Here is a 20,010-nt window from a genome sequence, read left to right as displayed (position 1 = left end):
TTGCGTCACGGCGGAGATCGAACCTGACGCAAACCTCTTGATCAACGGGGTGAGGCGGCGGGGTCAGCGGGTCAGGCGGGAGCCGGTCACCGTGGGTGGGTGGGCGCCCAGGAAGAAGATGCCGGGGTAGCCCTGCGTTTCGAAGCCCCTGCTCGGGTTGTGGCGGAGGGTCGAGGCTTCGATCTTCATGGTGCCGGTGCGGTTGTTGCTGACGAAGAAGACGGCGCCGCCGCCCTCGTTCGCCGTGTTGTCCTCGATGATCGTGCCGGCGATCCGGACGGTGAACTCGTTGCCGTCGCAGTAGATCGCGCCGCCGCTGCCGCCGCCGGGGGTGCCGGACCGGGACGGGTTCGCCCCGTTGCCGACCGCCCGGTTGTCGCGGAACACGCTGTTCAGCACGGTCCAGGAGACGCCGATACTGCTGGTCGCCGCGCCGTTCGCGCAGACGCCGCCGGTGAAGGTGCTGTTCACGACGTACACCGGTTTGTTGTCGTGCTGGCTGAGCACGCGCAGCGCGGCGCCGCCCAGGTCCGGGCCGGTCCGGTCGCAGCGGTTGTTCACGAAGCGCGTGTTGACCACCTTGAGCCGGCCACCGCGTACGAAGATCGCACCGCCTCCGCCGCCCTCGGTCCGGTCGCCGGTGGAGTTGCCGTCGGCGAAGGTCAGGTTCTGCACGGTGAGCTGCGGGTGGTCCTGGTTCTGGCAGTGCGAGGTGGTCCAGCCCTGCGCCTGGTCGCAGGTGTTCTGGTAGAGGATCCGGCGCTCGCCGCCGCCGCTCAGCGTGACCTTGCCGCCGCCGTCCAGCACGACCCGCGGGCCGTGCGAGTTGACCACCTTCGCGGTCGCCTTCATCCGGATGGTCACCGGGGCCGGGCCGCAGTCGAAGGTGATGATCCCGCCGGCCGCCACGGCCTTCACCACCGCCGCCGAGGTGCAGCTCGCCGGGGTGCCGGTGCCGACCGTGCGGGTCGGGCGCGACGTGTCCACGGCCCGCGCCTCGGCGGGGACGGTGGCGTGCCCGTCCGGGTTGCCGGCCCGGAACGCGACCGCCGCGGGGGTCGCGCTGGGCTTGGCGGTGCCCAGACCGGCCCGGGCGCTCGGGGCGCCGGTCGGGGGTGGCGTCGCACCGGCGGCGGCGCCGGTGGTGGCGGCGACCGGCGCGGGCGAGCCCGTCGGCTGGTCACCTCCGCAGGCGGGCAGCGTGGCGGTGGCGAGACCGAGGACGAGGAGGGTGACAGCGGACTTCACACGCACCGCCCGATGCTAGGAGGGCCGCCCGCCGCCGCACGACTCCGGACCGGATCCTTAACCCGCCGCTAAGCCAACCGGCTGCCGCGGGGCGGGGGCCTGCGCCGGCGTCAGGCGTGGGACAGCGCGAACGCGACCAGGAAGCCCAGCACGGTGATCAGGCCGACCAGCAGGTGGGCGTTCTCGAACGCCTCCGGGACCATGGTGTCGGTGATCATCGCGAGGATCGCGCCGGCCGCGAGCGCCGTGATGGTGGCCAGCACCGCGGGCGGGGACCCGCCGAGCAGCGCGTATCCGGCCAGCGCGGACACGCCCGAGGCCAGGGCGATGGCCGCCCACAGCAGGAGGATCCAGCGCCGGCTGCGGCCGGCCTGGCGCATGCCCGCCGCGCTGGACAGCCCCTCCGGCACGTTGCTGAGGAAGACCGCGACCACGGTGACCAGGCTGACCTTGCCGCCGCCCAACAGGCTCGCGCCGATTACCACCGACTCCGGTACGCCGTCGAGCAGCGCGCCGACCGCGATGGCCGTGCCCGAGCCGGGCAGCTCCTGCTCGGAGGGCTGCTCGGTGCCGGAGCGCTTGCGGTGCCGCGCCCCGCGGCGAGCCAGCAGGATGTTCGCCACGGTGTACGCGAGGGCCCCCGCCGCTGTCCCGAGCGCCACCGGCAGCAGGCCGGCCTGCTCGTGCGCCCCGGCGAGCAGCTCGAACGAGACCGCGGACAGCAGCACGCCCGCGCCGAACGCCATGACCGAGGCGGTGATCCGGCGCGGCACCTGCGCGGAGAACCCGGCGACCGCCCCGATCAGCAACGCGGACCCGGCCAGCAGACCCCAGAATCCCGCTTCCCCCCAACCCGGCACCGCAGCACCCTACCCCCGCCGGTGACCGGAAAACGGGCTCAGAAGTCGGCGAACAGGTACGGCAGCTCCCGCGGGAAGATCCGGCGCAGCTCGGCGGCCGCGTCGACGGGCACCTCGCCGAGCCCGCGCACGGTCACCTCGGCCGGGTCGAGCACCCCGTACGCCAGGGCGGAGAGCCCGGCGGCGGTGAGCCGCGCGGCCGGCACGGTGCCCGCCGCGGCGGCGTCCGCCGGCAGCACCTCCAGGGTGCCGGTGGTGCCGTCGAGCAGGTGGGTGCCGGTCAGCCAGCGGTCGCCGACCAGTTCGACGGTGACCCGGCCGGTCCCGACCGGCTGGTCGGCGAGCGCGTCCAGGCTCAGCAGCCGGGCCATCGGGGCGGGCGAGCCGGGCCGGGACACCCGCGCCTCGACGTGCACGGCGAGGTCGGTGAGCCACAGCTCGGGCAGCTCGTCGGCGGGGAGGTCGACGCTGATCCGCTCGACCTGGTCGACGTGGCGGGCGAAGAACTGGAGCAGCGACGCCCGGGCGTACGGGTCGCCGGCCAGCAGGTCGTCGGCGATCAGCGCGCCGCCGTGGTCGTCGATCCGGTAGGTGACCGCGCCGACCGTCTCGCCGTCCCGGACGGCGGTGAGCAGCCAGCGGTCGTCCCGGTCGCGCAGCCCGACGGCCCGGAAGTCCGGGAAGCACGCGAACCCGTGCCGCTCGCGCAGGCAGCGTTCGGTGTACGCCCGCCACCGCTCGTAGCCGGCGCCGACCCGTTCCCACACCACCTCGCCGGGCAGCTCGGCGCGGAGCAGCGGGGCCAGGTCCGCGGGGGAGAAGACCGCGGTACGCCGTCGGGGCAGCCCGACGTAGCCGAAGCGCTCGTAGAAGGAGGCGCGGAACGGGTAGAGCGCGGTCAGCGGGTGCCCCTCGTCGCGCATCTCGTCGAGGAGCTGGTGCAGCAGCGTGCGCACGTGCCCGCGCCGGCGGGCCAGCGGGTGGGTGGCCACCCCGGCGACGCCGGCCATCGGCAGCACGGCCCCGCGCAGGTTCTGCCGCATGGGGACCGCCGAGACGGCGGCCGTGGTGACCCCGTCCTCCTCGACGATCAGCGTCCGGTTGCCCGCGTTGTACGGCAGGTACTGGCGGAACTCCTCGGTCCGCGACGCGGCCATCGGCGATGTCTCGAAGGCGTACGCCTGGAGCGGGAAGCTGGTGGTCAGGCGTTCCTCGGCGGCCAAGCGGCGAATACGCATCCGCTCATCCCAACCCGACGCACCCGGCGGCGCAACCGGAATCAGGCGGGCTCAGGCCTCGGTGACGTCGGAGACGACCACGGTGACGTTGTCCGGCGCGCCGGCCTGGTGGGCGAGCTTCACGAGCTGCTCGCCGCACTGCTGCCGGTCACCGTAGGTGACCAGCGCCGAGGTGATGGCGGCGTCCTCCACGTAGTCGGAGAGGCCGTCGCTGCACAGCAGCAGCCGGTCGCCGGCGAACACGGTGAGCACCCCGACGGCCGGTGGCGCGTCCGAGCCCTGCACCGCCCGAGTGACGAGCGAGCGTTGCGGGTGGTGGCGGGCCTGGTCGGGGGAGAGCGCACCCTGGTCGACCAGGGCCTGCACGAACGTGTCGTCCCGGGTGAGCTGGGTCAGCTCGGTGTCCCGCAGCAGGTAGCAGCGGGAGTCGCCGACCTGGGCGAGCACCAGGGAGTCGCCGGCGAGCAGGGCGGCGGTCAGCGTCGTACCCATGCCGTCGCGCGTCGGGTCGACCGTGATGGCCGCGCGGATCCGCTGGTTGGCCGTGCTCACCACGGCGCGCAGGGCGTCGGCCGCCTCGTCGGGAGCGGTCGGCGGGGTCAGCTCGTCCAGGATGCGGATGACGATCTCGCTGGCCACCTCGCCGGCCGGGAGGCCGCCCATGCCGTCGGCCACCGCCACGAGGCGGTCACCGGCGAGGGCGGAGTCCTCGTTGTTGGTCCGGACGAGGCCGACGTCGTTCAGGATGGCCGAGCGGAGGATCAGCGTCATGGAGACAAGCTTGCCAAGAACATCGGCTCCGCGTCTCTACGCACTGCTGGGTCTGCTGAAAGAAATGTCGCCGCCTTGCACACGCGGTATGTATCAGCCATCCACTGTGGTCGTTCGCGGGTAGCGCAGCAGGAGGCTCGCCCGCACCTCCTCGTCGCCGACGGCGGCGTAGCTGTGCGGCACGTCGGAGGTCCAGCGCAGGTATTCCCCGGGGCCGGCGGTCCCCGGTGCGTCCACCGGGCCGGCGCGGAGCACGCCGGCGAAGACCGTGACGTGCTCGGTGACGCCGGCCTGGTGTGCGGGGGAGAGCTGCGCCGGGCCGGGGCTGACCCGCATCCGGTAGAGCTCGTAGGTCGCGTCGGTGTCGCGGAAGACCTCCAGCAGGGTGGCCCCCACGGCGGCGCCGCGGACGGTCGGCGTCTCCGCCGGCCCGGACAGCACGGCGGTGAGCGGCACGCCGAGCTGGGCGGTGATCGCGTACAGGGTCTCCAGGGTGGGGTTGCGGGTGCCGTTCTCGAGCCCGGAGAGGGTGGCCTTCCCGACCCCGGCCAGCCGGGCGAGCGTGGACAGGGACATCCCCCGCTCCTCCCGGAGGGCGCGGATGCGCCGGCCGACGGCTTCGGCGGTCCGGTCACCGGCTGGTGGGGCAGCTGCCATGGGGGCTATCGTGCTACATCGGTCCGTTCCGTAAACGGAACGGTGGTGAGGGGAGTGCAATGGCCGGTCGACTGCAACCCGTCCTGGCCGGCGTGGTGACCGCCCTGGTCGGCTTCGCCAGCTCGTTCACGGTCGTGCTCGCCGGGCTGTGCGCGGTGGGCGCGGACCAGGCGCAGGCCGCCTCCGGACTGCTCGCCCTCTGCGTCGCCAGCGGCTGCTGCGCGGTCTGGCTCGGCCTGCGGCACCGGCTGCCGCTGGCCATCGCCTGGTCCACCCCGGGCGCCGCGCTGCTCGTCGCCACCGGGCCGGTGCCCGGCGGGTGGCCGGCGGCGGTCGGCGCCTTCCTGGTCACCGGCCTGCTGATCGTCGCGGCCGGGCTCGTCCCCGCGCTCGGCCGGGCCGTCGCCGCCATCCCCGCGCCGATCGCCAGCGCCATGCTCGCCGGGGTGCTGCTGCCGCTCTGCACCGCGCCCGTCCGGGCCCTGGTCGAGGTGCCCCGGCTGGCCGGGCCGGTGGTGCTCGCCTGGCTCCTGCTGCACCGGTTCGCCCGCCGCTGGGCGGTGCCCGGCGCACTCGCCGTGGCGGTGGTGGCCATCGCGCTGACCGCGTCCGGGCCGGCCCGGATCGACGCCGCCCCGGCCGTCGTGCTGACCGCGCCCGCCTGGACCCTGCCCGCGATCGTCGGGCTGGCACTGCCGCTGTTCCTGGTCACCATGGCCGCGCAGAACGTGCCGGGGACGGCCGTGCTGGCCGGCTTCGGCTACCGCGCCCCGCTGGGCTCGGCGCTCCGCGTGACCGGGCTCGCCACCGCGCTCGGTGCGCCGGCCGGCGGCCACGCGGTGAACCTGGCCGCGATCACCGCCGCGCTGGCGGCCGGCCCGGACGCCCACCGTGACCCGGAGCGGCGCTGGATCGCCTCGGTCACCGCGGGGATCGGCCTGGCGCTGCTCGGCCTGGGTGCCGGCGTGGCCACCGCCCTGGTGCTGCTCTCCCCGCCGGTCCTGGTCGAGGCGGTGGCCGGGCTGGCGCTGCTCGGCGCGCTGGCCGGCGCGGTCGCGGCGGCGGTCGCCGAGCCGGACGCCCGGGAGGCCGCCGTGGTCACCCTCGTGGTCACCGCCTCCGGGGTGAGCCTGCTCGGCGTGGGCGGCGCGTTCTGGGGGCTGGTCGCCGGCTGGCTCATGCTGCTGCTGTTCCGCCGCCGGCACGCCGGACCGCCGCCGGTGCCCGAGCCGGAGCCGGAACCGGCCGCCCCGGCCCGGGCGGGCTGATCAGGCGACGCCTTCCGCCTCGACGCCGATCTCCATGATCCGCAGGCGGACGCCCGCGACGTTCTCCTCGACCATCCGCCGGAGCGCCCGCGCGTGCTCCAGCGTGTCGAGCACGACCAGCGTGTGGCTGAGGTCGGGCTCGTCCTCGTCCGAGCCCCACCAGCCCCGGACGAAGCCCGGGCTCTGCCGGGTCACCTCGGCCATGTGTGCGAACTGGGCCGCCCGGGCCGCCGCGCCGGGCGGTGTGCCGCCCTGCTCTCCGATCACCATCCACATGCCGCCACCGTAGGCGGGGAGTCACTCCTCGGGGGGCAGTTCGGCGGCGGGGACGGTGAGGTGTACGCCGTCGTCGGTGACCGCGGCGATCCGGTCGGCCAGCACGTACACCGCGCCGGTGCGGGCCAGCTCGGTGGAGACCTTGAGGTAGCCCTCGCGCAGCAGCCGGGCGGCCAGGTCGGCCGGGACGTCCGGCTCCTCGGCGGCCGCCGACCCGATCAGCTCGTCCAGGCTGCTGCCCGGGTCCACCGGGGCGGGCGCCTGCACGGTCACGGCGGTCGGGTCGCCGCGCTGGACGAGATCCACGGTGCCCACCTCCACGCCGGTGGAGTCGACCACCCGCATGCCGGTGGTGACCCGGGAGACGGTGTCCTGCTGCTGGCTCATACTGGCGCGGTTCCCGAGGCGCGCGGGCGCTAAACGGGCGGGGCCCAGCCGCTCGGCGGGCGGGGGGACAGCTCGCGCCACGTGTCCGGCCCCTCGAGCAGCGCCCGGACCGTCTCCTCGGCCTCCTCGACGCTGGCGTACTCGTAGAACTGGGAGACCCCCTCGGCGCCGCCGGCCCGCTGCTCGACGTGCCAGCGGTCGCCGTCGACCCGGAGGAAGACGTCCCGCCGGGCCAGCCGCCCCCATTTCCCGTTCCACCAGTGCCTGCGCTGCTCCATGCCCGGACTCTATCGAACATGTGTTCGACACGCGTCGGCCCCCGCGGGATTCCCACGGGGGCCGATCGGCTATGGGGTCAGCGCGCGGCCGGGGGCTCCTGCCGGCGGCCGAGCACGTCGTCCAGCGCGCCGCGCTGGGCCGGGGTGCCGTGGTTGCCGGCGAGCAGCGCGTCCCGGATCTCGGTGAGCAGCTTGACCTCCTCGCTGGGCGCGGAGGGCGGGGGCTCCTCACCGCGCTTGCGCCGCTCGGCGAGCCGGTTCATCGGGTAGACGACCAGGAAGTACAGCGCGAGCGCGGTGAGCAGGAACGTGATCAGGGCATTGAGGAAGCTGATCCAGTCGAAGCCGACGTTCCGCACCATCCAGGGGGTGCCCTCCAGGCCCTTGTCGCTTCCGGTGATCAACACCGTGACCAGTGCGATCAGCGGCTTGAGGAAAGAGTTGGTGAGCTGGGTGACCACCCCGGTGAAGGCGGCACCGATGACGACACCGACCGCCAGGTCGACGACGTTGCCGCGCATGATGAAGTCTTTGAAGCCCTTGAGCATCCGCACTCCCGTGCTGTCCGAATTTCCGTCCGGCACAACCTATGCCCGGGAGGGGGCCTCGAGGAAAGCACCGGCCTCGATCGCCGCCCGGGCCGGGTCGCCGTCCCGGATGGCCTCGACCAGCCGGCCGTGGTCCACGTACCGCTCGGGCTCCAGCGTTTTGCCCATGGCGTGGGCGACGGTGCTGCGCAGCGCGGTGCCGACCGAGGCGTACAGCTCGGCCAGCATGGCGTTGTGCGCGGCGGCCACCACGGCGGTGTGCAGCGCGGCGTCCGCCTCGACGAACTCGCCGACCCGGCCGGAGCGCCAGGCGGCCTCCCGGGTGGCGAGCGCGTCGTCGAGCGCCGCCAGGTCCTCGGGGGTACGCCGCAGCGCGGCGAGCCGGGCCGCCTCCACCTCGAAGGCGCGCCGGACCTCGATGACCTCGGCCATCCGGTCGTCGGTGAGCCGGCGGGCCACCACGGGGGCCAGCTCGTCGGTCGACACCACGTAGGTCCCGGAGCCCTGCCGGCACTCCAGCACCCCGGCGTGCACCAGCGCCCGGACCGCCTCGCGGACCGTGTTCCGCCCGACGCCCAGGGCGGCGACGAGCTGCGGCTCGGTGGGGATCTTCGCGCCCACCGGCCACTCGCCGCCGAGGATCCTGCCCCGGAGCTGCTCGATGGTCTGGCGCACCCGGTGGCCGCGCGGCGGCACGGCGACGGAATCGACGGCGGGTGTCACCGGTTACACCTCCTGCCGAAATTCATCCCATGATTGTAGGTTCGAGGTCATGACCCCGCCACCCCCGCCCACCGGGACTCCCGTCACCGACGCGCCCACCACCGACGTGACTCCCGGGCCCGCCCCGGCCGCCGCCCCCGCGCCGCCGGCCGTCCCGGCGCGCGGCGGCCTCCTGGTCCTGGTCGGCATGCTGCTGGTCGCGGTCAACCTGCGCGCCGCGGTGACCAGCCTGGGCGCCCTGCTCGACGAGATCCGCGACGGGCTGGGCCTCTCCGGCGCGACGGCCGGCCTGGTCACCACGCTGCCCACCATCGCCTTCGCCGGGCTCGGCGCGCTCACCCCGTGGCTGGTCCGCCGCTGGCCCGCCGCCCGGGTGCTGGTGGTCGCCATGGTCGCGCTGACCGTCGGGCAGGTGCTCCGCGTGGTCACCGACTCGGCGGCGGTCTTCGTGCTCACCAGCGCGCTCGCGCTGGCCGGCATCGCGGTCGCCAACATCCTGCTGCCGATGCTGGTCAAGCAGCACTTCCCGCACCGCACCGGGCTGGTCACCGGGGCGTACACGATGGCGCTGACCGTGGGCACGACGGTGGCCGCCGCCTCGGCGGTGCCGGTCGCCCACGCCTTCGGCTCGTGGCGGGCCGGGCTCGGCGTGTGGGCCGGGCTGGCCGCGGTGGCCGTACTCCCGTGGGTGCCGCTGGCGCTGCGGACCCGGGCCGCGCGCCGGGCGGCGACCCCGGCGGTGGCCGCCGCCGCGCCGGCTCGGGTGCGGCCGGCGCGCACCCGTCTCGGCTGGGCCATGGCGGTGTACTTCGGGGCGCAGTCACTCAGCGGGTACGCGATCATGGGCTGGCTGGCCCAGCTCTTCCGGGACGCCGGCTACGCGCCGGAGGCGGCCGGCCTGCTGCTCGCCGGGGTGACCGCGCTCGGCGTCCCGGTGGCCCTGGCGATGCCGACCCTGGCCGGCCGGCTGCCCACGCTGCGCCCGCTGGTGCTGTCGCTGACCGCGTTCTCCACGGCCGCGTACGTCGGCCTGGCGCTCGCGCCGCGCGGCCTCGCGCCGCTGTGGGTGCTGCTGCTGGCCTTCGGTCAGGGCGCGTTCCCGCTGATCCTCACCACGATCGGGCTGCGCGCCCGGACCGCCGAGGGCACGGTCGCCCTCTCCGCCTTCGCGCAGAGCACCGGCTACCTGATCGCCGCGCTCGGCCCGCTGCTGGTCGGCATCCTCTACGAGGCGACCGGGGGCTGGACCGCGCCGATCGGCTTCCTGCTGGTGGCGCTCGCCGTGCAGACGGCGGCGGGCATGGTGATCGCCCGCCCCCGACACATCGAGGACGAGCGCTGAGGAGAGACGGTCAGGAGGAGGCCGGCGTGGGGTCGCCCGCCACGGCCTGCTCCACCGTCGGGTAGGTGTGCAGCACCTCGACCAGGCCGCTGACCTCGAGGATGCGGAGCACGCCGCGCTGCGGGGCGGCCAGTCGGACCACACCGCCGGCCTCGTCGCAGCTGTTCTTGGCGCGCACGAACACCGACAGCCCGGTGGAGTCGCAGAACGACACCTCGGCCAGATCGAACACGAGGCGGTTGCGCCCCTTGTCCAGCAGGTCCGTGATCTGGTCCTGGAGCTGCGGTGCCGTCGCCATGTCCAGCTCGCCCGCGACCGACACGACGACCACGTCGCCGCGCTGTTCCGTGTGCACCGTCAGGGACATTCGCCGACCTCCTGTGTTCGGTGGAACGGTATCCCACGAAGCTGGCAGCGTGCAGAACGGGAGCCGAGAAGGGTGCCGTTGATCATTCCGTTGCTATGCGGCAACTAGTGCCGCAGGCCCCGGTGATAGAGTCCGCCAGTCCAGAGTCCAGGGAGGTCAAGATGGCGTTGAGCGCCGAACAGAGTGGCCGGCTCGCCCGCCTGCTGACCGAGCACGCCGACCGGTTGACCGAGCGCTGGACGGAGATCGTCGTCGGCTCGCTGCGCGGTCGCCTCAGCCAGGCCGAGCTGAGCCGGCAGGTGCGGGAGCTGCACCGGAGCATGGCCGACGCGGCCGGGGGCGGGCTCACCGACCTGGCCGACGAGCACGGCGGCGAGCTGCGCGCGGTGCTGGCCGAGCTGTCCACGAGCCGGGCCCGGCAGGGCTTCAGCGCCACCGAGACCGCGATCAGCGTGTTCGCCATCAAGGACGTGCTGCTGGAGGTCATGGAGCGGGACGCGGGTGCGGACACCCTGCGCGACTTCGTGGCCTTCTCCGGCCTGATCGACCAGATGGGGCTGTTCACCTTCGAGAGCTTCGTCCGGACCCGCGAGGGCCTGATCGCCGACCAGGCGGAACAGCTGCTGGAGCTCTCCACGCCGGTGGTGAAGCTCTGGGAGGGCGTGGTCGCCGTCCCGCTGGTCGGCACCCTCGACTCGGCCCGCGCCCAGGTGGTGATGGAGCGGCTGCTCCAGACCCTGGTCGACACCAGCTCGCCGTACGCGATCATCGACATCACCGGCGTGCCGGCCGTGGACACCCAGGTCGCCCAGCACATCCTCAAGACCGTGGTGGCCGCCCGGCTGATGGGTGCCGACTGCATCATCTCCGGCATCCGGCCGCAGATCGCCCAGACGATCGTCGCGCTCGGCATCGAGTTCGGCGACATCGCCACCAAGGCGAGCCTGGCCGACGCGCTGCGCCACGTGCTGCGCCTGACCGGCGTCGAGACCACCGCCCGCCGCGCGCGCCGGGAGCCCTGATGGACCGGGTGCCGATCCTCAAGATCGGTGACATCCTGCTCGTCTCCATCCAGGTCGACATGTCCGACCAGACGGCGATCCAGCTCCAGGAGGACCTGGCCGAGCGGATCGTCGCCACCGGCTCCCACGGCGTGATCATCGACATCACGGCGCTGGACATCGTCGACTCCTTCGTCGGCCGGATGCTCTCCACCATCGCGTCGATCTCCAAGGTGCTCGACGCCGAGACGGTGGTGGTCGGGATGCGCCCGGCCGTCGCCATCACGCTGGTCGAGCTGGGGCTGTCGCTCAACGGCATCCGTACCGCGCTGAACGTCGAGCGGGGCATGGAGCTGATCGCGGCGAACCGCGGCGACGAGTGGGACGAGGCGGACGGCGACGAGGACGTCGAGACGACGGCCACGTCATGACCACCGGCGTCGACCTGGGCGTGCCGGCGACCCAGGCGATCCGCAGCGACGAGGACGTGGTCCGGGTGCGGCAGCTGGTGCGTACCACCGCCGTCGCGGTCAAGCTGTCGCTGGTCGACCAGACGAAGCTGGTCACGGCCGCCAGCGAGCTGGCCCGCAACACGCTGATCTACGGCGGCGGGGGCGCCGCCGAGGTGACCACCGTCGAGGACGGCCGCCGGCGCGGGGTCCGCATCGTCTTCGCCGACGAGGGGCCGGGCATCCCGGACCTCGACGCGGCCCTGACCGACGGCTTCACCACCGGCGGCGGGCTGGGCCTGGGGCTCAGCGGCGCCCGCCGGCTGGTGGACGACTTCGACATCTGGACCGCCGTGGGTGAGGGCACCCGGATCACCGTCACCAAGTGGTCCCGATGAACGCCGACGTGGTCACCGACCACGGTCTCTGGTTCCGCATCGAGAGCGGCGACACGGCGAGCAGCGTACGACGGGCCGCGGAGCGGCTCGGCCGGCAGCTGGAACTCGGCGAGCAGCGCGTCGCCGACCTGGCCATCGTCGCCGCCGAGATCACCAGCAACCTCGCCAAGCACGCCCAGCAGGGCACCCTGCTGCTCCGGCCGGTACGCCGGGTCGGGCGGGCCGGGGTGGAACTGGTGGCGATCGACTCCGGCCCCGGCATGGCCGACCTCGCCCTCTCTTCCGCGGACGGGCACTCCACCACCGGCACGCTCGGCATCGGCCTGGGCGCGATCGTCCGGCAGGCGAGCCGGTTCGACGGCTACTCCCTGCCCGGCCGCGGCACGGTGCTGGCCGTCCAGGTCTGGGACGGTCCGGCCCCCGAACCGGACTGGGCCGGTGCGCTGGTCCGGCCGATCACCGGCGAGCAGGTCAGCGGCGACGGCTACGCGGTGCGGGTGGTCGACGGCCGGCGGCAGGTGCTGGTCTGCGACGGCCTGGGACACGGTCCGCTGGCCGCCGCCGCCACCGGGGCCGCGGTGGCCGCGTTCCGGGCCGCGCCGGCCGGGTCGCCGGGCACCGTCGTGCAGCACCTGCACCGGGCCATCGGGCACACCCGCGGCGCCGCGCTGGCCGTGGCCGAACCGGACCTCGTGTCGGGCTTGCTGCGCTACGCCGGGCTGGGCAACATCGCAGCCATGATCGTGGCGGTGGGTGAGCGGCGGCGAGGCCTCGTCTCGCTGCCCGGCATCGCCGGACACCAGCGCCCCTCGGTGCGGGAGTACGACTACCCCTTCCCGGCCGGGGCGACCCTGGTCATGCACAGCGACGGCGTGGTGGACCGCTGGGACCTGGCCGACTACCCCGGCCTGGCCGGCCGCGCGCCGCTGCTGGTCGCCGCCACCCTGCTCCGCGACGCCGGGATCCGCCGCGACGACGCCTGCGTCCTGGTCGCCCGGGCGGAGCCATGACCCGACCGGGCGCCTCGGACCCGCTGCTGCACATGGCGCTCCGGGTGGAGCACGACATCTTCCTGGTCCGGCAGCGCGGCCGGGAGGTGGCCGCCGCCGTCGGGCTGGAGCACCAGGACCAGGTACGCCTGGCCACCGCGCTCAGCGAGGTGGCCCGGGACCTGCTGCGTGCGGTCGGCGGCGCGGACGTCACCTTCGCGGTCGCCGTCGACGCCCACACCGGCCGGCCGATGCTCCGGCTCGACCTGGCCCCGGCGCGCCCCCTGCCCGGCGGCCGGTACGAGCCGCAGTCCGGTGCGGTGGCGCGTCTCGTGGACATGCTGGGTGTGGTGACCGACGGGGACGATACGGTCGTGAGGATGTCCCGACGAGTTCCGGCCCACGCGCCGCCGCTGACGCCGGAGCGTCTCGACCAGCTCCGGACCGAGCTGGCCGCCAGCGCTCCGGGCACCGCCCTGGACGAGTTGGCCGCGCAGAACGCGCAGCTCATCGCCGCCCTCGACGAGGTGCGCAGCCAGCGCGACGAGCTGGAGGTGCTCAACTCCGAGCTCCAGGAGACCAACCGGGGCGTGATGGCGCTCTACAACCAGCTCACCGAGGAGCTGGAGGAGACCAACCGCGGCGTGGTGGCGCTCTACGCCGAGCTGGACGAGAAGTCCGCGCAGCTCCGAGCGGCCAGCGAGTCGAAGAGCCGGTTCCTGGCCAACGTGAGCCACGAGCTGCGCGCCCCGGTCACCGCGATCATCGGGCTGGGCCGCCTGCTCGGCGACTCCGCCTCCGACCCGCTCACCGCCGAACAGGCCCGGCAGGTGGGGCTGATCCGGTCCTCCGCGGCCGACCTGCTCGGCCTGGTCAACGAGCTGCTCGACCTGGCCAAGGCCGAGTCGGGCCGGCTCGAGCCGAACTGGGTCGAGGTGGACCTGCGCGGGATCTTCGGGCAGCTCCGCGGCACCCTGCGGGCGCTGGCCACCCGGCCGGCCGTGGAGCTGGTGGTGGAGGAGCCGCCCGCGCCGGCGACGCTCCGCTCGGACGAGGTGCTGCTCGCCCAGGTGCTGCGCAACCTGCTGCACAACGGCCTGAAGTTCACCGAGCGGGGTGAGGTGCGGCTGCGGGCGGAACGCCGGGACGACCGCTGGTCGCTGTCGGTCAGCGACACCGGCGCGGGCATCCCGCCGGAGCTGCACGAGCGGATCTTCGAGGAGTTCTACCAGGTGCCCGGCACGACCCGGGTCGGCGGCACCGGCCTCGGCCTGCCGTACGCGCGCCGGCTGGTCACGCTGCTCGGCGGGACGCTGGAGCTGACCAGCGAACCGGGCCGGGGCAGCACCTTCACGGTGCACCTTCCCGCGGGCGGAGCCTGACGGTGGAGGGCGGTCCGGCGACCGTGCTGGTGGTCGACGACAGCAGTCCGAAGCGGTACCTGCTGGTGAGCTGGCTGACCCGGGCCGGCTTCACCACCATCGAGGCGGAGAACGGCGCCGAGGCGCTGGACCGGGTCCGCAAGGATCCGGTCGACCTCGTGGTGCTCGACGTCCGGCTGCCGGACATGAGCGGCTTCGAGGTCTGCGAGCTGATCAAGGACTTCAGCCCGTCGACCCCGGTTATCCACGTCTCTGCGCACGCGGTGGACGTGGTGGACCGGGCGCAGGGGCTGACCCGGGGCGCGGACGCCTACCTGGCCGAGCCGATCGAGCCGGAGGAACTGGTCGCCACCGCGCACGCGGTGCTCCGCTACTACCAGGCCCGGCAGCGGGCCGAACTGCTCGCCGAGCGGCTGGCCGCGCTGGCCGGCGCGACCGTGGAGATGCACGCCGCGTCGAGCTTCGTCCGGCTGCTGGAGGCGGCGGCCGCCGGAGCGGCACGGATCTTCAAGAGCCCGGCGGCGGTGGTCGCGGAGACCTTCGACGGCGACTGCCTGGCCGGGGTGGCCGCCGGCCCGGAGGCGCCGGCGGTGATCCTGCCGTGGACGGTGGACGACACCGGGCTCCCGATCGGCACCCGGGTGCGGATCGACGAACCGGGCGCCTGGGACCTGACCGCCTGGCCCGCCGGCGACACGGTGACCGTGGCCGCCGCCCGGCTGCGGGAGGACCGGGCCCCGCTCTACGTGGTGGTGCCGACCGCCACCCAGACCGTACGGACCCCGGTGCTGGTGCAGCTCGCCCAGGCGGTCGCCTCGGCGGTCGAGGCCCAGCGCTCCTTCGACCAGGAGCACCGCATCGCGGTGACCCTCCAGCGCAGCCTGCTGCCGCGGCGGCTGCCCGAGATCGCCGGCCTCGACCTGGCCGTCCGCTACGAGCCGGCGAGCGCCCACACCGAGGTGGGCGGGGACTTCTACGAGCTGGTGATGCTCGACGGGCACCTGCTCATGGCGATCGGCGACGTGGCCGGGCACTCCCTGCACGCCGCCACGGTGATGGCCGAGCTGCGGCACGCGGTGCGCGCGTACGCGGTCGAGGGGCATCCGCCGGGCGTGATCCTGGACCGGGTCAACGAGCTGATGCGCACGCTGCTGCCGGCCGAGCTGGCCACCATCTGCGTGTTGCTGCTCGATCCGGGCAGCGGCCTGATCCGGCTGGCCAGCGCCGGTCACCTGCCGGCCCTGGTCAGCGGCGACGGGCGGACCGAGTTCGTGCAGCAGTCCGCACCGCTGCTCGGGGTGCGCGCGCCCCGCCCGCCGGACCTGGAATTCGTCCTGCCGGCCGGGGCCACGCTGGTCCTCTACACCGACGGGCTGATCGAGCGGCGGGACGCCACCATCGACGAGGGCATGGCGGCGCTCGCCGCGGTGGCCGCCCGGGTCGACGACGACCTCGACCAGTTCTGCCAGCGGCTGCTCGTCGAGCTGGCGCCTCCGGAGATCCACGACGACGTCGCGGTGGTCGCCGTCCGCCGCCGCTGAGCCCCCTCGGGATCACCCGCCGCGCGAGGCCGCCAGCGAGCGGGCGTACGCGGCCGGCGACACACCGGCCACCGCGGTGAACTCGCGGACCAGGTGGGCCTGGTCGGCGTACCCCAGATCGGCGGCGACCCGCGACCAGTCCAGCGGCCCGGCGGCGGCCTGTTCGATGGCCTCCTGGAGCCGGTAGCGGCGGATCACCCACTTCGGACCGACGCCGACGTGGTCGAGGAACAGCCGCTGGATCCGCCGGGTGGAGGTCCCGTGCCGCCGGGCGAAGTCGTCCACGCGCAGGACGGTCCGGTCGGCGCGGATCTCCTCGACCAGGGCGGTGGCCTCGGCGGTGAGCGGGTCCGGCGTGGGCTGCCAGGCGGTGAGCAGGTCGTCCAGCCGGCGGCACCGTTGCGCGTCGCTGCCCGGGCAGACCGGCCCGGCGGCGAACGGCGGGGCGGGGGCCGGGCCGGCCGGCGGTGGCCCGGCGGGCAGCGGAAGACGGCGGCCGGTCAGCTCGGAGACCGGGCGGCGCCAGAAGGGGCGGAAGCCGCCCGGCCGGAACTGCACGCCGGTGACCCGGCCGCTGCCGTGCAGGGTGACCGTGAACAGGCCGGTGTCCACGCCGGCGATCTCGCCGTGCTCCGCCTCGCCGGCCTGGACCTGGAACACCACGTTGACCGCGGGGTGCGGGACGAGCCGCTGGTCGAACGGCTCGGTGAGGTCCCAGTCGATCAGCCAGTAGTGCTCGACCCAGGGGCGCAGCGCCGGGGCGGGCAGCCGGCGCCGGAAGTGGACCCGCCGCCGGAGCCGCCCGGGGTCGAGGATGCCCCGGGTGTCCCGCCGCGGTTCGTGTCGCATTTCTTCAAGACCGCCCTCATACGCTGGTCCGTATGACCACGAAGACTAGTGAGCTGCTGGCCGTCGCCGCGCCCCGGACGGCGGCGGTGGTCCAGGGCATCTCCGACGACCAGCTCGGCCTGCCCACCCCGTGCCCCGACTACACGGTGCGCGACCTGCTCAACCACCTCTTCGACGTGGTGGTCAACTTCCAGGACCTGGCCCGCCGGCGGGAGGTCGACTGGTCGGCCAAGACCGACCACCTCACCGAGGGCTGGCGGGACCGGTTCGCGACCGAGGCCGACCGCCTGGCGCGGGCCTGGTCGGACCCGGCGGCGCTGGAGGGCGTCTCGCCCGGCATGGGTCTGCCGCAGGAGACCGTCGGCGACATGGCCCTCATCGACCTCACCGTGCACGGCTGGGACCTGGCCCGCGCGACCGGCCAGCGGCTGGAGGTCGACCCGGCGGTCCTCGCGGCGGGACACGGCTTCATGGACCGGATGGGCGACACCGGGCAGAAGATGGGCGCCTTCGGGGAGCCCGTCCCGACCAGCGGCGAGCCGACCACGCTGGACGCCCTGCTCGGGCGGACCGGCCGCGACCCCTCCTGGACCCCCTGACCCGACCGGCCCGTGCGGCGACCCGCCGTACGGGCCACTCTTGACACCACTATTCGCTCAATGAATAGTGTGGGCGTGTCCACTCAGCACGTACTGCTCGGGCTGCTCGCGCGCGGCCCCCGGCACGGCTACGAGCTGAAGCGCGCCCACGACGAGCGGCTGCCCCGGGCCCGGCCGCTCGCCTTCGGGCAGGTCTACGCCACCCTGGCCCGGCTCCAGCGGGACGGCCTGGTCGTCCCGGCCGGGCAGGCCCGCGAGGGCGGACCGGACCGCACGTCCTACGCGCTCACCGGGGAGGGGCGCGCCGCGCTCGACCGGTGGCTGGCCACCGTCGAGCCGCCCATGCCGTACGTGGCGAGCACCCTCTTCGCCAAGGTGGTGGTCGCGCTCATGGTGGCCGACGTCGAGCGGGCCCGCGCCTACCTGATCGCCCAGCGCCGGGCGCACACCGAGCGGCTGCGCGAGCTGACCGCGGTGAAGACCGCTCCGGCTGCCGACCTCGACGACGTGATCGCGGCCGACTTCGCCATCGCCCATCTCGACGCCGACCTGCGGTGGCTGCACACCACCCTCGAACGCGTCGCCGACTGGCACCGGGAGGTGCACTCGTGAGTTTCCTGGAGGCGCGCGGCGTGGTCCGGGCGTACGGGCCGACGCCGGCCCTGCGCGGCGTGACCCTCGACCTGGCAGAGGGCGAGATCGTCGCCGTCACCGGCCCGAGCGGCTGCGGCAAGTCCACCCTGCTGCACTGCCTCGCCGGCATCCTGCGCCCCGACGCCGGGCAGGTCACCTGGCGCGGGGAGCGGATCGACGAGTGGTCCGAGTCGGCCCGGTCCCGCCTGCGGCGCACCGAGTTCGGGGTGCTCTTCCAGTTCGGCCAGCTCGTCGCCGAGCTGACCGCGGCGGAGAACGTCGCCCTTCCGCTGCTTCTCGCCGGCACGGGGCGGCGAGAGGCGCGGACGGCGGCGGTCACCTGGCTGGAGCGGCTCGGCGTGGCCGAGGTCGCCGACGCCCGGCCGGGCGAGATGTCCGGCGGCCAGCAGCAGCGGTGTGCCCTGGCCCGGGCCCTGGTCACCGAGCCGCGGGTGCTCTTCGCCGACGAGCCCACCGGCGCGCTGGACACGCTCACCGGCGAGCAGGTGCTCACCCAGCTCGTCCGGCTCGCGCGGGAGCAGCGCACCGCCGTCGTGCTGGTCACGCACGAGCCGCGGATCGCTGCGTACGCCGACCGCGAGGTGACCCTGCGCGACGGGGTGGTCGACCAGTCGGGCCTCGGTCTCGACGCGCCGGTGCCCGGCGGGCACCGGTGAGCCCGGGCACGCTGTTCCGGCTCGCCCGGGCCGGCACCCGGACCGACACCGCCCGGGTCGCCCTGACCGCGCTGAGCGCCGCCCTGGCCACGCTGGTCGGGCTGGCCGCGCTGACCGTGCTGGCCATACCGACCCCACCGGCCACCGAGGGCAACTCCCTCCGCTGGTCCCTCCAGTACACCAACGGGCTGCTGCGGGAGCCGGGCCTGCGCGGCGGCCTGACGTTCGGCCTGCTGCTGCTCGTGGTGCCGGTGCTCGGGCTGGCCGGGCAGTGCGCCCGGCTCGGCGCGCCGGCCCGGGACCGCCGCCTGGCCGCCTTCCGGCTGGCCGGGGCGACCCCGCACCAGGTCACCCGGATCGCGGCCGCGGAGACCGGGCTGGCCAGCCTGCTCGGCGCCGTCGGCGGCCTCGCCGCCTTCCTGGCCGGCCACCGCCTGCTGCACCGGCCCGGCGCCGACGGGCGGCTGCCGCTGCCCACCGACGTCCAACCGGCCCCGCCGGCCGTGCTGGCCGTGGTGCTCGGCCTGCCGCTGCTCACCGCCCTGGTCAGCGCGGTGCTGCTGCGCCGGGTCACCACCACCCCGTTCGGCGTGGTCCGTCGGGTCCGCACCCGGGCGCCCTGGCCCTGGCCCGGCCTGCTGATCCTGGTGGGGCTGGCCCTGTTCGCCGCGTTCCGGCCGGTCGGCCTCTGGTACGAGCGGCGGCACACCCTGCCGCCACCCTGGCTGCTGCCGACGCTGCTGATCCTCGGGGCCCTGGCCGCCATGGTCGGGGTGATCGCCGGTACCGGCTGGCTCTCCCACGCCGCCGGCCGCCTGCTGCACCGCTACGGCCGCCGCCCGGCCGCGCTGCTCGCCGCCCGCCGGTTGACCGCCGACCCGTGGGCGGGCAGCCGCACCTTCGCCGCCCTGCTGGCGGCACTGATCTTCGGTGCGGGCGCCGCCGGCGTCCGGGCCGACTTCCTGGCCACCATGGAGCTGAACCGCCGGACCGGCGCGGGGCTCGCCGGCCCGGACGACTTCTACCTCGGCGCGATGAATCTGGTCGACCTGGCCGTCGCCGTCTCCGTGGCGATCGCGGGCGGCGGCCTGCTGGTGGCGGTCGTCGAGAGCATCGCCACCCGGCGCCGGGCGTTCGCGGCGCTGGTGGCGACCGGGGTGCCGCGCGCCACCATCGGCCGCTCGCTGCTCTGGCAGTCGCTCGCCCCGGCGGTGCCCGCGATCGGCCTCGCGCTGGCCGTCGGCTACCTGCTGGTCCGGGGCGTGTTCCCCGCGCCGAGGGGCGGGGGCTACGCGCAGGAGGTCTGCGACGCCGGCGAGCGGCTCTGCGGGGACCTGGACACCCGGGCCCGCTACACCCGCACCGAGTGGGTGCCCGAGGTGACCGTCCCGCCGCACGTGCCGTGGGAGCAGCTGGCCTGGTTCGCGGCCGCCGGGCTGGCCGCGGTGCTGCTCACCGTCGGCGTCGGCCTGCTCTTCCTGCGCGCCAGCACGACGGTCGAGGAGCTGCGCACGACCTGACGTGACGCC

General features: G+C 74.8%; 24 protein-coding genes. 12 read left to right on the top strand and 12 right to left on the bottom strand.

The window, feature by feature from the left end:
• Positions 1-63: 63 nt before the first annotated feature.
• The 5 genes from RMN56_RS10200 to RMN56_RS10180 all read right to left on the bottom strand — a co-directional run bounded on the left by RMN56_RS10200 (position 64) and on the right by RMN56_RS10180 (position 4,774).
• Positions 64-1,248 carry a hypothetical protein gene (locus RMN56_RS10200; protein ID WP_376787315.1) on the bottom strand — a complete coding sequence of 395 codons (1,185 nt, stop codon included), beginning with the start codon at positions 1,246-1,248 and terminating at the stop codon, positions 64-66.
• 110 nt (positions 1,249-1,358) lie between these two features.
• The gene (locus RMN56_RS10195) at positions 1,359-2,108 is read right to left on the bottom strand and encodes a ZIP family metal transporter (protein WP_313723583.1); all 750 of its coding nucleotides are present in this window, start codon (positions 2,106-2,108) and stop codon (positions 1,359-1,361) included.
• A 38-nt stretch (positions 2,109-2,146) separates the two neighbouring features.
• On the bottom strand, positions 2,147-3,346 hold the full coding sequence (locus tag RMN56_RS10190) for a GNAT family N-acetyltransferase (RefSeq protein ID WP_313723582.1): 1,200 nt from the start codon (positions 3,344-3,346) through the stop codon (positions 2,147-2,149).
• Between the two features lie 51 nt (positions 3,347-3,397).
• Entirely contained in the window at positions 3,398-4,117 is a 720-nt protein-coding gene (locus RMN56_RS10185; RefSeq protein WP_313723581.1) for a PP2C family protein-serine/threonine phosphatase, read from the bottom strand.
• 93 nt (positions 4,118-4,210) lie between these two features.
• Complete coding sequence (locus tag RMN56_RS10180) at positions 4,211-4,774, bottom strand: helix-turn-helix domain-containing protein (RefSeq protein ID WP_313723580.1); 564 nt, start codon at positions 4,772-4,774, stop codon at positions 4,211-4,213.
• 59 nt (positions 4,775-4,833) lie between these two features.
• Between RMN56_RS10180 and RMN56_RS10175 the strand changes: the two genes are divergently transcribed.
• Entirely contained in the window at positions 4,834-6,042 is a 1,209-nt protein-coding gene (locus RMN56_RS10175) for a benzoate/H(+) symporter BenE family transporter (RefSeq protein ID WP_313723579.1), read from the top strand.
• Here RMN56_RS10175 and RMN56_RS10170 read toward each other — a convergent pair whose 3' ends face one another.
• The 5 genes from RMN56_RS10170 to RMN56_RS10150 all read right to left on the bottom strand — a co-directional run bounded on the left by RMN56_RS10170 (position 6,043) and on the right by RMN56_RS10150 (position 8,254).
• Positions 6,043-6,318, bottom strand: coding sequence for a hypothetical protein (locus tag RMN56_RS10170; protein ID WP_313723578.1), 276 nt, complete (start codon positions 6,316-6,318; stop codon positions 6,043-6,045).
• A gap of 21 nt (positions 6,319-6,339) precedes the next feature.
• A complete protein-coding gene (locus RMN56_RS10165; RefSeq protein ID WP_313723577.1) occupies positions 6,340-6,705 on the bottom strand; it encodes a hypothetical protein in 366 nt (121 codons plus the stop codon).
• A gap of 29 nt (positions 6,706-6,734) precedes the next feature.
• Complete coding sequence (locus RMN56_RS10160; RefSeq protein ID WP_091315558.1) at positions 6,735-6,983, bottom strand: hypothetical protein; 249 nt, start codon at positions 6,981-6,983, stop codon at positions 6,735-6,737.
• A gap of 77 nt (positions 6,984-7,060) precedes the next feature.
• Positions 7,061-7,531 (bottom strand): large conductance mechanosensitive channel protein MscL, encoded by a 471-nt coding sequence (gene mscL / locus RMN56_RS10155; protein ID WP_313723576.1) that lies wholly within the window; start codon positions 7,529-7,531, stop codon positions 7,061-7,063.
• Positions 7,532-7,570: 39 nt separating this feature from the next.
• A complete protein-coding gene (locus tag RMN56_RS10150) occupies positions 7,571-8,254 on the bottom strand; it encodes a FadR/GntR family transcriptional regulator (RefSeq protein ID WP_313723575.1) in 684 nt (227 codons plus the stop codon).
• A gap of 49 nt (positions 8,255-8,303) precedes the next feature.
• Between RMN56_RS10150 and RMN56_RS10145 the strand changes: the two genes are divergently transcribed.
• Positions 8,304-9,596 (top strand): MFS transporter, encoded by a 1,293-nt coding sequence (locus tag RMN56_RS10145; RefSeq protein ID WP_313723574.1) that lies wholly within the window; start codon positions 8,304-8,306, stop codon positions 9,594-9,596.
• A gap of 10 nt (positions 9,597-9,606) precedes the next feature.
• Here the strand turns inward: RMN56_RS10145 and RMN56_RS10140 are convergent, their stop codons facing one another.
• Positions 9,607-9,963 carry an STAS domain-containing protein gene (locus RMN56_RS10140; protein ID WP_091315546.1) on the bottom strand — a complete coding sequence of 119 codons (357 nt, stop codon included), beginning with the start codon at positions 9,961-9,963 and terminating at the stop codon, positions 9,607-9,609.
• A gap of 161 nt (positions 9,964-10,124) precedes the next feature.
• Here RMN56_RS10140 and RMN56_RS10135 point away from each other — a divergent pair, with 161 nt between their 5' ends.
• The 6 genes from RMN56_RS10135 to RMN56_RS10110 are packed head-to-tail and all read left to right on the top strand — an operon-like array spanning position 10,125 to position 15,723.
• Positions 10,125-10,985: an STAS domain-containing protein gene (locus tag RMN56_RS10135; RefSeq protein ID WP_313723573.1), complete on the top strand. Its 861-nt coding sequence runs from the start codon at positions 10,125-10,127 to the stop codon at positions 10,983-10,985.
• Positions 10,985-11,395, top strand: coding sequence for an STAS domain-containing protein (locus RMN56_RS10130; RefSeq protein WP_313723572.1), 411 nt, complete (start codon positions 10,985-10,987; stop codon positions 11,393-11,395). Before RMN56_RS10135 ends, RMN56_RS10130 begins: the two co-directional genes overlap by 1 nt.
• Complete coding sequence (locus tag RMN56_RS10125; RefSeq protein ID WP_313723571.1) at positions 11,392-11,811, top strand: ATP-binding protein; 420 nt, start codon at positions 11,392-11,394, stop codon at positions 11,809-11,811. The genes RMN56_RS10130 and RMN56_RS10125 overlap by 4 nt, the downstream gene beginning before the upstream one ends.
• Positions 11,808-12,821: a SpoIIE family protein phosphatase gene (locus RMN56_RS10120; RefSeq protein ID WP_313724700.1), complete on the top strand. Its 1,014-nt coding sequence runs from the start codon at positions 11,808-11,810 to the stop codon at positions 12,819-12,821. The genes RMN56_RS10125 and RMN56_RS10120 overlap by 4 nt, the downstream gene beginning before the upstream one ends.
• The gene (locus RMN56_RS10115) at positions 12,818-14,182 is read left to right on the top strand and encodes an ATP-binding protein (RefSeq protein WP_313723570.1); all 1,365 of its coding nucleotides are present in this window, start codon (positions 12,818-12,820) and stop codon (positions 14,180-14,182) included. Before RMN56_RS10120 ends, RMN56_RS10115 begins: the two co-directional genes overlap by 4 nt.
• 2 nt (positions 14,183-14,184) lie before the next feature.
• Positions 14,185-15,723 carry a SpoIIE family protein phosphatase gene (locus RMN56_RS10110; protein WP_313723569.1) on the top strand — a complete coding sequence of 513 codons (1,539 nt, stop codon included), beginning with the start codon at positions 14,185-14,187 and terminating at the stop codon, positions 15,721-15,723.
• Positions 15,724-15,735: 12 nt separating this feature from the next.
• Here the strand turns inward: RMN56_RS10110 and RMN56_RS10105 are convergent, their stop codons facing one another.
• A complete protein-coding gene (locus RMN56_RS10105; protein WP_313723568.1) occupies positions 15,736-16,572 on the bottom strand; it encodes a DUF6597 domain-containing transcriptional factor in 837 nt (278 codons plus the stop codon).
• A gap of 32 nt (positions 16,573-16,604) precedes the next feature.
• Between RMN56_RS10105 and RMN56_RS10100 the strand changes: the two genes are divergently transcribed.
• The 4 genes from RMN56_RS10100 to RMN56_RS10085 all read left to right on the top strand — a co-directional run bounded on the left by RMN56_RS10100 (position 16,605) and on the right by RMN56_RS10085 (position 20,001).
• Complete coding sequence (locus RMN56_RS10100) at positions 16,605-17,171, top strand: TIGR03086 family metal-binding protein (protein ID WP_313723567.1); 567 nt, start codon at positions 16,605-16,607, stop codon at positions 17,169-17,171.
• A 75-nt stretch (positions 17,172-17,246) separates the two neighbouring features.
• On the top strand, positions 17,247-17,783 hold the full coding sequence (locus RMN56_RS10095) for a PadR family transcriptional regulator (protein ID WP_313723566.1): 537 nt from the start codon (positions 17,247-17,249) through the stop codon (positions 17,781-17,783).
• A complete protein-coding gene (locus RMN56_RS10090) occupies positions 17,780-18,481 on the top strand; it encodes an ABC transporter ATP-binding protein (protein WP_313723565.1) in 702 nt (233 codons plus the stop codon). Before RMN56_RS10095 ends, RMN56_RS10090 begins: the two co-directional genes overlap by 4 nt.
• On the top strand, positions 18,478-20,001 hold the full coding sequence (locus tag RMN56_RS10085) for an FtsX-like permease family protein (RefSeq protein WP_313723564.1): 1,524 nt from the start codon (positions 18,478-18,480) through the stop codon (positions 19,999-20,001). Before RMN56_RS10090 ends, RMN56_RS10085 begins: the two co-directional genes overlap by 4 nt.
• Positions 20,002-20,010 lie beyond the last annotated feature (9 nt).

It is taken from the genome of Micromonospora halotolerans (assembly GCF_032108445.1).
GTDB classification, from domain to species: Bacteria; Actinomycetota; Actinomycetes; order Mycobacteriales; family Micromonosporaceae; genus Micromonospora; species Micromonospora halotolerans.
The sequence above is the reverse complement of the archived record's forward strand: the minus strand, read 5'-3'. Positions and strand labels throughout refer to the sequence as shown.

Coding starts and splice junctions, on each gene's coding strand:
- RMN56_RS10190 (WP_313723582.1), bottom strand. CDS start 3,346: ATGCGTATTCGCCGCTTGGCCGCCGAGGAACGCCTGACCACCAGCTTC.
- RMN56_RS10185 (WP_313723581.1), bottom strand. CDS start 4,117: ATGACGCTGATCCTCCGCTCGGCCATCCTGAACGACGTCGGCCTCGTC.
- RMN56_RS10180 (WP_313723580.1), bottom strand. CDS start 4,774: ATGGCAGCTGCCCCACCAGCCGGTGACCGGACCGCCGAAGCCGTCGGC.
- RMN56_RS10175 (WP_313723579.1), top strand. CDS start 4,834: ATGGCCGGTCGACTGCAACCCGTCCTGGCCGGCGTGGTGACCGCCCTG.
- RMN56_RS10170 (WP_313723578.1), bottom strand. CDS start 6,318: ATGTGGATGGTGATCGGAGAGCAGGGCGGCACACCGCCCGGCGCGGCG.
- RMN56_RS10165 (WP_313723577.1), bottom strand. CDS start 6,705: ATGAGCCAGCAGCAGGACACCGTCTCCCGGGTCACCACCGGCATGCGG.
- RMN56_RS10160 (WP_091315558.1), bottom strand. CDS start 6,983: ATGGAGCAGCGCAGGCACTGGTGGAACGGGAAATGGGGGCGGCTGGCC.
- mscL (WP_313723576.1), bottom strand. CDS start 7,531: ATGCTCAAGGGCTTCAAAGACTTCATCATGCGCGGCAACGTCGTCGAC.
- RMN56_RS10145 (WP_313723574.1), top strand. CDS start 8,304: ATGACCCCGCCACCCCCGCCCACCGGGACTCCCGTCACCGACGCGCCC.
- RMN56_RS10140 (WP_091315546.1), bottom strand. CDS start 9,963: ATGTCCCTGACGGTGCACACGGAACAGCGCGGCGACGTGGTCGTCGTG.
- RMN56_RS10135 (WP_313723573.1), top strand. CDS start 10,125: ATGGCGTTGAGCGCCGAACAGAGTGGCCGGCTCGCCCGCCTGCTGACC.
- RMN56_RS10130 (WP_313723572.1), top strand. CDS start 10,985: ATGGACCGGGTGCCGATCCTCAAGATCGGTGACATCCTGCTCGTCTCC.
- RMN56_RS10125 (WP_313723571.1), top strand. CDS start 11,392: ATGACCACCGGCGTCGACCTGGGCGTGCCGGCGACCCAGGCGATCCGC.
- RMN56_RS10120 (WP_313724700.1), top strand. CDS start 11,808: ATGAACGCCGACGTGGTCACCGACCACGGTCTCTGGTTCCGCATCGAG.
- RMN56_RS10115 (WP_313723570.1), top strand. CDS start 12,818: ATGACCCGACCGGGCGCCTCGGACCCGCTGCTGCACATGGCGCTCCGG.
- RMN56_RS10105 (WP_313723568.1), bottom strand. CDS start 16,572: ATGCGACACGAACCGCGGCGGGACACCCGGGGCATCCTCGACCCCGGG.
- RMN56_RS10100 (WP_313723567.1), top strand. CDS start 16,605: ATGACCACGAAGACTAGTGAGCTGCTGGCCGTCGCCGCGCCCCGGACG.